Below are 12,004 nucleotides of genomic sequence, written 5' to 3' on the forward strand. Positions count from 1 at the left end.
GAGTGATTAGGGTCAGAGATTCTGATTAATTTAGTAATCATTTAGGGTTAAGAAGAGTGCAAAGCAATAAAAACCAAGGGCCTGGACCAATTATGAAAATGCCAACTAGAATAGCTGTGGTTGATAAGGATCTTTGCCAACCTAGGAAGTGTAGCCAGGAGTGCATTAGATTCTGCCCAGTGGTTAGGACAGGTAAGAGGGCCATATACTTCGATGAGCAACTTAATAGACCAGTTATAACTGACCTATGCACCGCCTGCGGCATCTGCGTGAGGAAGTGCCCCTTCGAGGCAATAACAATAATTAACCTACCCTCTGAGCTTGATGAGCATTGTGTTCACCAGTATGGACCAAGTGGCTTCAAGTTATTTAAATTACCCATGCTTAAGCAGGGTAAGGTAATTGGTGTAATTGGTCAAAATGCCCTCGGTAAGACAACAATAGCCAATATACTCGCCGGCTCAATAATACCTAACCTATGCTCAGGCAATGGTAGTAAAGATGAAGTGGTAAGGAGGTTCAGGGGCACTGAGCTTCAAACATACTTCACTAGGCTTTACGGTAATAGGCTTAGGGTTGTTCATAAGACGCAGTACATTGAGTTAATACCCATGGTGATTAAGGGTAAGGTTAAGGAGGCTTTAATGAGGATTAATGGGGATGAAAGCAAAGTGCTGGAAGTAGCCGGTAAGCTTAATTTAACTCATCTACTTAATAGGGATATCAATGTCCTCAGCGGTGGGGAGTTACAGAGATTAGCCATTGCCGCCGCCATCCTTAGGGGTGGGGATGTTTACATCTTCGATGAACCCACAACCCACTTAGATATTACGGAGAGGCTTAGGGTGGCTAAGGCCATTAGTGAATTAACTTCAGGCAATAGGTATGTCCTGATAATTGACCATGACCTAGCAGTATTAGATTACTTAGCGGATCTAGTGGTGATACTTTACGGTAAGCCTGGGGCCTATGGAATAGTTTCAAGTATTAAGGGGGCTAAGGAGGGGATTAATGAATACCTTAAAGGCTACTTAGCAAGTGAAAACATGTTAATTAGGAGGGAGGCAATAACCTTTAAGTCAACTCCACCACCAAGGGAAGTTAGGAAGGAGAGGGTTTTAGTGGAGTGGAGTGATGTGGTTAAGAACCTTGGTGACTTTAAGTTAATTGCCCGGTCAGGTCAATTAATGAGGGGTGAGGTTGTTGGTGTACTTGGGCCTAATGGTATTGGTAAAACCACCTTCGCCAGGATACTGGTGGGTGAGCTTCAACCAGATGAGGGTGTGGTAATGCCTTATGGTGTAGTCAGGATAAGTTATAAGCCCCAGTATATAAGGGATATTGCAGTTAAGTACCCTGAGTTAACCGTCTCCTCAATAATAGGTAAGGTGGCTGGGGTTGATTATAGGGAGAAGCCTCATTGGCCTGACTTAGCCAATGGCCTACTTTTAACACCAATAATGGATAAGAGTCTCAGGGAGTTAAGTGGTGGTGAGCTTCAGAGGGTTATGATTGCCGCAGCCCTACTTAAGGATGCTGAATTATACGTGCTTGATGAGCCAATGGCTTACCTAGACATTGAGCAGAGGATTAAGACGGCTAGGGTTATTGCAAGGTTAGCTGAGGAGAAGGAGGCCACAGTACTCTTCATTGAGCATGACGTAACAATGCTTGATTACGTGAGTTCATCAGTAATGGTGTTTGAGGGTGAGCCAGGTAAATTAGGTACAGCTAATCCACCCATTGATTTAAGGAAGGGTATGAATATTTTCTTCAAGGCGCAGGACATAACATTCAGGAGGGATGCGCATAATGGTAGGCCTAGGATCAATAAGAAGGATTCAGTAATGGATAGAATTCAAAGGGAGATTGGTGAATACTACTATTACGTTACCGAGAAGGAGTAGGTAATGAATCCTTAAGCATACTGAGCATTGTGTTAACAATACTGATGACACCAGTAATATTAATCAAACTCCTTAAATGAAGACTGAGCATCACCAGCATTAAGTAAACTTAGGGAATTATGCCTTAAGTATTATAAATAAACTCAATTACCCCCTTGCGTGAATAAGCAGCCGGTGGCTTTAATTCATGGTTCAAGGGATTCTGAGTATGTTAGTGATGTTGATTCATTTTTTAAAAGAATCGGCATTAGTTACATCTTTCTTTTGGAGCATCATGAAGGCATCATACCTGAATCATTCCCACTCTTCCTTAACTGGGGTAGGGATTATGAGAGGGCGTTAAGGTTCGCTGGCCATAGGCTTAACCCATTGCTAGGTATTGAGGAATTCATTAATGGGCTTAAGGGGCGTTTACCTAAAACAATAATAATTCACGGATCCAGTGACACGGAGGCCCTTAGGGGTGTTGAAGCACTTAGGAATGCAGGCTTTGAGGTTAGGTTTCTCCTAGGTGAACCCAGCGTGTACTCTATGGAATGTCCAAGTGAGGCTTACTTACTATTCCTATTTAAGGGGGTTATTGTTAAGAGGGCTGCAGAGACTATTAAGGTTAAATGCCCCTTAATTAAATTAAACGGCCCCTTATCCTCAGAGCCCTGGTTCCCAAGCCTCGTCCTTAGGGTTCTTAAGTCCTCTGGGCTCCTAGACTGAAGGGCCTTGGTAAGAGTTCACTCAACTTAAACCTCTTAATGCCGCCTCGTGAAGCCACATAAACCTCCTCAACATTAAACTCAGCCATAACCTGTAGACAGGCGCCACAGGGGTATATTTCATCACGGTTAGAAACCACAACCACAGCCTTAATCCTCCTATAACCCTCTGTGACTGCCCTAAATACTGCAACCCTTTCAGCACATATTGTTAAGCCGTATGAGGAGTTCTCAACATTAACCCCTGGGAACATTTTACCATCACTTGTTATCGCAACTGCAGCAACCTTAATACCTGAGTAGGGTGAGTATGAGTTACTTAAGTATGATTCAGCCAACTGAATAGCCCTATTAACCTCCTCATCCATGTTTACTTTAAATCAAGTGAGTTTTTAAATGTAGTAATCACTGTAGTTCAATACCCTTGGTTTCACTTGATAGTAATGCTGATGCAAGTATCATGACTTCACCAATTATTATAAACAAACCCCAGTATACGTAGAAGCTTGGATTACTTATTGCTGAAACCAGCAGCAGGAACACCGTACTCCAGTTACCTAAAATGAAGCCTCCATTAAATGAGAAACCAACTCCAGTACTCCTCACATCTGTTTGAAACTTCTCAGATAGGTAAGCGGGTATAACACCATATATTCCCGTGGTTAAGAAGGCAAGTAGGCTAGCTAAGGTCATTGTACCGTAGAAGCCGTACGCATGCTTAAGTATCAGGTACGTTAATGGTATGGCTAAGGCTATTGCAGTAGCTGAGAACACCACCATTGTTACCCTCCTCCCAATTACATCACTAGTGAAGCCTGAGGTTAAGTAACCTAGTAGTGATACTAATATTACTACGTAGAGGAAGTATGGGAACTTAGTGAAATTATGGTACGATAACACCGTCGGGTAGAAGCCGAGTGTTAACCCATAAACCCAAGCTATACCCGTCATGGCTAATACATCGGTTAAGGCACCAAGTCTATAGGCTGGGTTCCTGAGTATTGTAGTGAAGGGTGCCTTATTAATACCCCTCTCCTTACTAACCCCCTCCCACATTGCTGACTCAGGCATTGAAAGTCTCACAATTAAGTCTATTAACGCAGGAATTATGCCTATCCAGAACATCCACCTCCACCCAAGCTCCGTGAAGGATGAACTTGGAATAACGTAGTGTAATCCCAAGTAAACTAAGGCAGCAATGGTATATCCTATTGGGTAACCGCTTTGAAGCGAAGCTCCACATACCTCCCCCTATTAACTGACTCAACGAGAAATGAACCTAAGTAAACCCTTCTAGTTAAGGTAATCTCCCCAATTTGATTGCTCATGGTGAGTCCTTGCTTGAATTATTTTAAAGCCTTTTGGAGTAATTTCCTAACAGTCATGAGTTATGAATAAAGCACAATGTTCATCATTATTTAGGCCTCTACTTTAAAAACCTAAGGTAATGTTCCTTGCATGGATCCGAAGTTAGCGGCGGCTAAGGCTGCACTTAAGTATGTTAGGAGTGGGTACGTGATTGGTGTTGGTTCAGGTTCCACGGCTCTAATGTTCCTGAGTGAATTAGCCGAGAATATTGAGGGAGGTGGGTTAACTGATGTTAAGCTTATTGCCACTTCAACTGAGACTGAGTATGAGATTGTTAAGCTTGGTCTCGGTGAATTACTTAGGTATCCTTGGCAGGTGGATCATGTTGATGTGGCTATTGATGGGGCTGATGAAGTTGATAAGGATAAGAACCTGGTTAAGGGTGGTGGGGGTGCGTTAACTAGGGAGAAGATAATTGATTACTGGGCCAGTGAATTCATAGTAATAGTTGATGAATCTAAACTGGTGGATAAAATACCCAGTAAGCATCCGATACCAGTGGAGGTTGTGCCGTATGCGTGGCCATTGGTTAAGGCTAGGCTTGAGAGGGATTACGGTGGCTCAGCGGAGTTAAGGTACTCCTCAGGGAAGAGGGGGCCGGTTATTACTGATAACGGGAATTACATCATTGATTACAGGCCTGGGTCAGGAATAGAGCCTAGGGAGGGTGAGAGGGTGATTAAATGTATCCCAGGTGTTGTTGAGGTTGGCTTATTTAATGGGCTTAAGGTGTCCAGGGTGATTGTGGGTAAACAGGATGGTTCAGTTAATGAATTTTAAGTTGAAGCTAACCGTATAGTTAAATACCGGTCACTGAATGTAAGTCTATGAGGAGGGTTGTGGTAGCTGTAACAGGGGCCTCGGGTGTGGTGTATGGTCTTAGGCTTCTTGAATCCCTTAGAAGTATTAATGATGTGGAGGTTCACCTAGTTGTCTCTAAATCCGCTTCAAAGGTTCTTCAACATGAGTTGGGGTTAAGCATAGATGACTTGGTTAAGCTAGCTCACAGGACTTATGATGAGGGGGAGCTTGATGCCCCAATAGCCAGTGGTTCATTCAACTTTCAAGCAATGGCAATAGCACCCTGTTCAATGAAGACCCTTGCAGCTATAGCCCACGGCTACACGTCTAATCTAATAACAAGGGCAGCTGACGTCGCCCTTAAGGAGAGGAGGAGGTTAGTATTACTGATTAGGGAAGCCCCCTATAGTTTAATTCACATTAGAAACATGGAATTAGTCACCCAGGCTGGGGCAATAGTAATGCCTGCTAGCCCACCATTCTATGGTAAACCAAGGACAATAGATGACTTAATCAATGCAGTGGTTGGTAGGGTTATGGCCCTCATGGGTATTGAGAATAACATTTACCCAGTATGGGGCGGTTAATTACTTAGTGTTGGTTGGGGTATTATGAACTAGGTTCCTTATCCTAGACACAATACTATTATTCCTAGCCTCCCCTAACGCTGCATCAAACCTATTACCCAATTCCCTTATTGTTTCACCAAGTTCCCAGGGGAATATTATCCAGGCGGTGGCTTCATCAGCATAGTAATCGGGCTTAAACCTAGTCCACGGTTTAATCATAAGGGTCGCGGTCTTAATCTCAGCGGCACCCTGCTCCTTCAAGTAATTGTAGGCTGTTGATAGTGTAGTACCCGTGTCTGATACATCATCAACAAGCAGCACCCTTAAGCCCTTAACGCTAACCGGCAGTGGTTGAGCTATCTTAGCCTCTTCTCCTCGATTATTAATACCCTTATATAGTTTAACCTCTATGGAGGTCATGTTGCCTATTCCAAGTATATCCTCAATTATTTTAGCTATAACAACACCACCCCTAGCTACCCCCACTACTATGTTAGGTCTATAGTTATCCCTCACTATTGATTCAGACACCTTAATGGTTAAATCCATCACGTCATCCCACGACAAATACTTGAATTCTACCATTAAATTCATTTTACTTAACCCCTTATAAACCTTACTCTCCCAATACCCCAATGCATATTAAGTTAAGCTTAAGCAAGGGTACTATGGTGTGGATTAGCTTATAGGGGAGTTAGCCTTAATTCACTTATGAGAATACTGATTCACGCACTTAATTCAAGGGGATACGAACCTAAGGATAGGGTTAAGTTAATGGGTCTCTTAAGGAGTTTAGGCTTAAGTATAATTAACGTTAGGGTGGCTTCAAACCACATTGAGGTTGATGCCAATGCTAATAATATAGATGAATTACCCCCAGTGGTGGGTAGGGTTATTGGACCAATCCTAGGTGTAGTTAACCTAAGCACTGGTAATGAGGTTAGTAACCCATTCAAGTCCTTCGTGGATTTATTCAACGAGGAGAGGTTTTGGGAGGCTCATGAGGTTCTTGAACCAACATGGAGGGTAAATAGGGATATTAATATTCAGGGGCTAATAGTTGCAGCCGCAGCCTTCGTTAAGATTCAGGAGAATTACATTGATTCCTTCCTTAAACTGGCTAAGAGGGCATTAGGCATGATAATGGTTAACCAAGTTGATTGCATTGATGCATTAAGTTTTAGGGAGGGGTTGAGGGCATCGTTAAGTACTCTTAAGCCCTTTAAGGCTAGGTGCATTACTTAAAGACTTAAATACACGGGTAAGACCACTTAACGTGGCCATTTACAGGAAGACGCATTGGACCAGTGAAATTAAACCTGAACTGGATGGTAAAGAGGTTACCTTATCTGGTTGGGTGTGGGAGATTAGGGATGTGGGTAGGATAAAGTTCATAATGCTGAGGGATAGGGAAGGCATGGTTCAGGTTACGGTTAAGCGTTCATCAGTAAGCGATGAGACTTGGGACACGGTCTCTAGGCTTTCCAAGGAGGATGTAGTAAGTGTTAGGGGTATTGTTAGGGCTAGTAAGGTGGCTAAGACCGGCGTGGAGGTTGAGCCTATTGAAGTTAGGTTACTTAATAAGGCTAATCCACTTCCAATAGATATTTGGGGTAATGTTGATGAAACTATGCTCGACTTAAGATTAAGGTATAGGACAGTTGACCTTAAGCGCAGGAGCAATGTAATACTCTTCAAGGCCTTAAGCGAGGTTGTTAAGGCAATGCGCACAACGCTTTACGGTTATGGTTTCATAGAGGTGTTTACACCAAAGATAATAGCCACAAGCACCGAGGGTGGTGCTGAATTATTCCCTGTACAGTACTTTGAACGCACAGCCTACTTGGCTCAAAGCCCCCAGTTGTATAAGGAGGAGTTAACCGCCAGTTTAGAGAGGGTTTTTGAAATTGGACCAGCCTATAGGGCTGAGAAGCATGATACAACATACCACGTTAACGAATTCATATCAGTTGACGCTGAGGCGGCATTCATGAATTACAGGGATGTTATGAGCGTTCTCGAGGATGTTATTGTGGAGTCCTATAGGGCTTCAGTGGACTTACTGAGTCAAATAGGCAGGGAGGTGAGGGTGCCGTCTAAGCCCTTTAAGGTTATTACATACGATGATGCGTTAAGCATGCTTGATAAGGAGGGGATTAAGGTTAAGTGGGGTGATGATGTGCCTAAGGAGGGGTTAGAGGCCTTAAGTAGGTTAATTGGGGAGCCGTTCTTCATAATACACTTCCCAACAATGCTTAGGGCCTTTTACACAAAGCCTATTGAGGGTGATGAATCCAGGAGCGAGTCCTTCGACCTAGTCATAGATGGCATGGAGGTTACCTCAGGATCCACCAGGATACATGATAAGGATGAACTTGAGAAGGCCATGAGAGCCAGGGGCCTTAACCCAGGTAACTTCTCAACCCACCTGGAGATTTACAGCTGGGGTATGCCTCCACACGCTGGTTGGGGTCTTGGATTATACAGGCTAATGATGGTTATGGCTGGTGTAAGGAATATTAGGGAAGTGATATTATTCCCAAGGGACAGGTATAGGTTAGTGCCTTAATCCTAATCCTTTAAGGCATATTTTCAGTGGTTTAATCATTTAACCGAAAATAAGATCATGCATTCACTAAACCTCAGGTAACGTAACCCTTACTTCACTACCCTTTACTGCTGACTCATACACTGCATCTATTATTGAGTGTATTATTATGCTTTGGTAACCTGTCGTGGGTGGTTCCTTATTCTGGGTAATTGAATCTATGAAGGCTTTAACCATTTCAAGGGGCATATCAACATTGCTTATTATTGGCTTCATATCGTAGAGGAAATTACTGGTCCTACTGTGTAGGCTCATTTCAGTGACTGACTCATGACCCTTACCCTCTAATCCACCCTTATCACCAAGCACCCTGTACACACCCACCTCACCTACATGCGATACATTGGCTGCCCAACCAACCTCAATAATCATTGATGCACCATTCTCAAACCTAACAAAACCCACCGCGTAATCCTCAAGCTCAAACTTACCTGGATCCCATGAACCCCAGTTAAACTTAACCTCCTCAGGATTCCTACCGAACTTAGTGTACGTGGCCCCACTTACTGTAACTGGTTTAGGGAATCCCAGTAGGAATAGTAGGTTATCCAGGATGTAGCAACCTATATCAAGTAAAGCCCCCCTACCGCCTGATAATTCCTTATCAATGAAAGTCGGTACACCTGGAATACCCCTCCTCCTAACTAGGTAACCGTAGGCTAAGTAGGGTTCACCAACCATACCCAGTTTCATTGCCTCAGCGCCAAACTTAAGGGCTTGAGAGAACCTGGACCAGTAACCAACCATGAGTATCTTACCCTTAGCCTTAGCTGTCCTAACAACATCAATAACCTCATTTAAATTAGCCCCAAGCGGCTTATCCACTAGAACATGAACACCCTTGCTTAAAACATCCTTAGCAACCCTAGCATGGAGGCCGGTGGGTGTTACTATACTGACTGCATCAAGGTTTTCCCTATCAATCATCTCAAGGTAATCCGTATAATACTTAACCTTAAACTCATTACCAACAGCCTCAGCCCTCTTAGGGTTAACATCAGCAACAGCAACAACTTCAACATTAGGCAACTTAGTGTAAGGTATTAAATGCCTACCCCTACCATGACCCCCAACACCGATGACCCCAACCCTAACCTTCTCCATAAATTTAGGGGGATTAGTTTCCTTTTAAAGTTATTAATAATCCCGAATGATTTAGTTAACTTCTCTCAAAATACGGAACACTGTTAAACATAGAGTTAATGCTCATAAATTTTAAAATAATATTAATGAAGGGGCAAGCAGGGTTAGTTTGATTATTCTATGTATATTCCTGTTGTTTGTATTTTGTGTTTTATGCTTTCCCTCTCCTCCTCTGGGTATTGGTTTATGTAGTTTATTATTCTTGCCTTGTCTAATTCTATTCCTGTCCTTGGGTCTATTATTTTCTCCGCTAGCCTCTCTAGGAATTCCTCAGCCTCATCAGTGGCCTCCCTAGCCTTGAGTACTATTAATGCCTCAATCCTAATACCCTTGAAGACGCTGCCATTAACACTGAAGCTTAATGAGTCATTAATTATTGCCTCAGGTATGTAGACGTCCAGTAGATTCTCCATTAAATCAACCCTAACAACCTCACCATTAACAACAACCTCATAATACATTCCACCAAAGGCATTGAAGCCGTAATCCCAATCAAACTCCCTAGCAATACCCTCAAAGAACTCAGCATCAGTTAAAGTACTCTTATTAGTTAGGAATAAGTCAACATCATGAACAACCCAATCAACACCATAGGCAAGTGGAAGAATCAAACTACCAACAACAACAAAACCAACACCCCTCCCACCCAACACACCACCAACCCTAAGCAAAGCCAATGAATAAACCCCAACACCCACAAAAACCCAAAACAAAAAACCTTAATCAACCTAACTGATTATTAACCACCTTCTAATCATTTTTCTTTCTAATCCCTTTTGGGATTTACGATTCCCTATGGAAAACTTCATGATGAGAATCCAGGAGCACTTTCTAATCCCTTTTGGGATTTACTCCTCGGTGGCTGCTGCAGTCTACCTTATTGCGAATAAGAAGGAGCACTTTCTAATCCCTTTTGGGATTTACTGATTTATTGGCTTTTTTAGGGTTTTTAAGTTTTACTCTACTGCCTGTTTTGTTTATCATTAGCACACACTATTCCACCATTCTGTGCTCTCACATCCCTGTGCTGATGATGCAATGAAGCCCCCTAATGGTTGTGCTAATTGAAAGAAATGAAGAATGACAATGAAACTGTGCCGATGACAATATATAGAATATATATTTAACTCAATGAAAGAAGATAAGAATCATAAACAAGAATAAAATTCACATACATTTGCAGGGAAATTATAAAAGGAATTGGGGAGTTTAAGGGATGGGGGATGATGTCATTTGTTCAGGTATTGTGCTGGCTTCAACTGTGGATTTCTCCACTAGCCTATACACATATACTGTGCTTGAAATGTTTCCGTAAACGCTCATTAGGGAGTTGACTAATTTATTAGATAATTCTATTGCAAGTATGGGTGATGTATCCCTTACACATGACTTAAACCTACCACTCAGTACTACATTGCCTTCCTCACCCACTAGGAGTAGTCCATTGAATTCATCATTGTCTAGGCTTAATGAACCACCGTATACTTCACTTATATTACCTAAGGCAAGTCTAACAGACAAGGGGGCGTTAATCATGTTGACATTATCGGCGTTAGTAATACTCCACCTCAGTATACTTGACATTACTTTACCTAACTCATCTCCCTCGCTCCTTGGTTTAACTAGTATGAATACGTCGCATCCGTTCAGGAAAACCTCCAGTTCGAAATCCATAAGGAGATGGGTTATTCACTGGAAATAAACCTTACTCAGTTTTTCACAATAATCATTATCATTCAATCATAATGCTGTATTCATATTATGAATAATGATTAAGCTAATTTCCACTAATGGTGCATTACCCAGTTAGCCTGATGACTTAAGCATTAACCTTATTTCTGCGAGTAAACCAATAACCTGCGTTAAGTCATCACTCCCCCTTAGTATTGCATGATGACGCATAGCAATACTGTATATTATCCTCGGTTTCAGGTACTCGGGTGCATTAATCTTAGAGACTGTTGAAGTGACCTCCCTATGCAGTAGCCTAATTATGTAAATTGGGTCAACACCTCTATCCCTTATCATTGATTTAAGACCCATTATAGCCTTTCCAAAGTCACCATTCAACGCCTCATATATTAAATCCCTAACCTCCTGAGGATTAATGCCGCCGAAGAGTTGATAAACGGCGTTTTCATCCACTTTTTTGTTTGTTGTGGTTGTTGTTTGTAGTGTGTTTATTGCTTTTCTCATGTCTCCTTGGCTCACCTCCCATATTGCCTCTAACCCATCCTCAGTTACCTCTACTCCAGTTTCCTTGGCTATTTGCCTAAGCCTCTCTATTACTGCCTCCTTTGGTAGTGGGTTGAATCTGAATATTGCGCACCTGGATTGTATTGGTTCTATTATTCCGCTTATGTAGTTGGCTAGTAGTATGAATCTTGTTGTTGATGCGTACATCTCCATAATCCTCCTTAAGGCTTGCTGGGCATCACTAGTCATGTTATCAGCCTCATCAAGGATTACTAGTTTAAACGGTACTGGGCCGGTGGGTATTGTTCTAGCGAATTCCTTAACCTTCTCCCTAATAACATCAATACCCCTCTCATCACTGGCATTAAGCTCAAGAACACTACTACGCCATGAATCACCGTAAAGCTCCCTAGCCAAAGCCAAGGCAGCAGTAGTCTTACCAACACCTGGAGGACCATAGAAGAGTAGGTGAGGCAAGTCACCACGCCTAACAAACTCCATCAAACCAACCTTAACACCCTCCTGATCAACCAAATCCACAAGCCTAACAGGCCTAAAACGCTCCACCCAAGGCTCCTCAGGCACATTTACTAGGGATTTATTGAATTATAAACCTTCCCATTCCAAGCACCTTATTAATCTTAAGGACAAGTAACTTACCTTCAATGATGCTTAACCTGATGGGTACCCATTTGATGGCGT

The 12,004-nt window shown here is 42.5% G+C and carries 13 protein-coding genes; 6 read left to right on the forward strand and 7 right to left on the reverse strand.

The window, feature by feature from the left end:
• Window positions 1-92 precede the first annotated feature (92 nt).
• Window positions 93-1,907, forward strand: coding sequence for a ribosome biogenesis/translation initiation ATPase RLI (locus CMAQ_RS03765; RefSeq protein ID WP_012185794.1), 1,815 nt, complete (start codon window positions 93-95; stop codon window positions 1,905-1,907).
• Window positions 1,908-2,066: 159 nt separating this feature from the next.
• The gene (locus CMAQ_RS03770) at window positions 2,067-2,618 is read left to right on the forward strand and encodes a hypothetical protein (RefSeq protein WP_048062659.1); all 552 of its coding nucleotides are present in this window, start codon (window positions 2,067-2,069) and stop codon (window positions 2,616-2,618) included.
• Here CMAQ_RS03770 and cdd read toward each other — a convergent pair.
• Entirely contained in the window at window positions 2,593-2,985 is a 393-nt protein-coding gene (gene cdd / locus CMAQ_RS03775; protein ID WP_012185796.1) for a cytidine deaminase, read from the reverse strand. The genes CMAQ_RS03770 and cdd overlap by 26 nt on opposite strands.
• 37 nt (window positions 2,986-3,022) lie before the next feature.
• A complete protein-coding gene (locus CMAQ_RS03780; RefSeq protein WP_012185797.1) occupies window positions 3,023-3,799 on the reverse strand; it encodes an MFS transporter in 777 nt (258 codons plus the stop codon).
• Window positions 3,800-4,075: 276 nt separating this feature from the next.
• On the opposite strand from CMAQ_RS03780, the gene rpiA reads away from it, so the two are divergent.
• A complete protein-coding gene (gene rpiA, locus CMAQ_RS03785) occupies window positions 4,076-4,765 on the forward strand; it encodes a ribose 5-phosphate isomerase A (RefSeq protein WP_012185798.1) in 690 nt (229 codons plus the stop codon).
• 47 nt (window positions 4,766-4,812) lie between these two features.
• On the forward strand, window positions 4,813-5,373 hold the full coding sequence (locus CMAQ_RS03790; protein ID WP_012185799.1) for a UbiX family flavin prenyltransferase: 561 nt from the start codon (window positions 4,813-4,815) through the stop codon (window positions 5,371-5,373).
• Here the strand turns inward: CMAQ_RS03790 and CMAQ_RS03795 are convergent, their stop codons facing one another.
• Entirely contained in the window at window positions 5,374-5,940 is a 567-nt protein-coding gene (locus tag CMAQ_RS03795) for a phosphoribosyltransferase (RefSeq protein WP_198002086.1), read from the reverse strand. It abuts the gene before it with no gap.
• Window positions 5,941-6,066: 126 nt separating this feature from the next.
• Here CMAQ_RS03795 and CMAQ_RS03800 point away from each other — a divergent pair, with 126 nt between their 5' ends.
• Entirely contained in the window at window positions 6,067-6,600 is a 534-nt protein-coding gene (locus CMAQ_RS03800; protein ID WP_012185801.1) for a DUF309 domain-containing protein, read from the forward strand.
• Between the two features lie 31 nt (window positions 6,601-6,631).
• Complete coding sequence (gene aspS, locus CMAQ_RS03805; RefSeq protein WP_012185802.1) at window positions 6,632-7,924, forward strand: aspartate--tRNA(Asn) ligase; 1,293 nt, start codon at window positions 6,632-6,634, stop codon at window positions 7,922-7,924.
• Between the two features lie 66 nt (window positions 7,925-7,990).
• Here aspS and CMAQ_RS03810 read toward each other — a convergent pair whose 3' ends face one another.
• From CMAQ_RS03810 to CMAQ_RS03825, 4 genes are all read right to left on the reverse strand, one after another.
• Window positions 7,991-9,067, reverse strand: a complete 1,077-nt coding sequence (locus CMAQ_RS03810) for a Gfo/Idh/MocA family protein (RefSeq protein WP_012185803.1) — start codon at window positions 9,065-9,067, stop codon at window positions 7,991-7,993.
• A 152-nt stretch (window positions 9,068-9,219) separates the two neighbouring features.
• On the reverse strand, window positions 9,220-9,804 hold the full coding sequence (locus CMAQ_RS03815; RefSeq protein ID WP_012185557.1) for a nucleotidyltransferase: 585 nt from the start codon (window positions 9,802-9,804) through the stop codon (window positions 9,220-9,222).
• A 511-nt stretch (window positions 9,805-10,315) separates the two neighbouring features.
• The gene (locus tag CMAQ_RS03820) at window positions 10,316-10,780 is read right to left on the reverse strand and encodes a hypothetical protein (RefSeq protein ID WP_012185804.1); all 465 of its coding nucleotides are present in this window, start codon (window positions 10,778-10,780) and stop codon (window positions 10,316-10,318) included.
• A gap of 132 nt (window positions 10,781-10,912) precedes the next feature.
• A complete protein-coding gene (locus tag CMAQ_RS03825) occupies window positions 10,913-11,887 on the reverse strand; it encodes a replication factor C small subunit (RefSeq protein ID WP_048062660.1) in 975 nt (324 codons plus the stop codon).
• Window positions 11,888-12,004 lie beyond the last annotated feature (117 nt).

The organism is Caldivirga maquilingensis IC-167, from assembly GCF_000018305.1.
Classification (GTDB): Archaea; Thermoproteota; Thermoprotei; order Thermoproteales; family Thermocladiaceae; genus Caldivirga; species Caldivirga maquilingensis.

Bases quoted from the DNA above. Each gene is read 5' to 3' on its own strand.
- cdd (WP_012185796.1), bottom strand. From the start codon at position 2,985: ATGGATGAGGAGGTTAATAGGGCTATTCAGTTGGCTGAATCATACTTA.
- CMAQ_RS03800 (WP_012185801.1), top strand. From the start codon at position 6,067: ATGAGAATACTGATTCACGCACTTAATTCAAGGGGATACGAACCTAAG.
- CMAQ_RS03765 (WP_012185794.1), top strand. From the start codon at position 93: ATGAAAATGCCAACTAGAATAGCTGTGGTTGATAAGGATCTTTGCCAA.
- CMAQ_RS03790 (WP_012185799.1), top strand. From the start codon at position 4,813: ATGAGGAGGGTTGTGGTAGCTGTAACAGGGGCCTCGGGTGTGGTGTAT.
- rpiA (WP_012185798.1), top strand. From the start codon at position 4,076: ATGGATCCGAAGTTAGCGGCGGCTAAGGCTGCACTTAAGTATGTTAGG.
- CMAQ_RS03795 (WP_198002086.1), bottom strand. From the start codon at position 5,940: ATGGTAGAATTCAAGTATTTGTCGTGGGATGACGTGATGGATTTAACC.
- CMAQ_RS03820 (WP_012185804.1), bottom strand. From the start codon at position 10,780: ATGGATTTCGAACTGGAGGTTTTCCTGAACGGATGCGACGTATTCATA.
- CMAQ_RS03810 (WP_012185803.1), bottom strand. From the start codon at position 9,067: ATGGAGAAGGTTAGGGTTGGGGTCATCGGTGTTGGGGGTCATGGTAGG.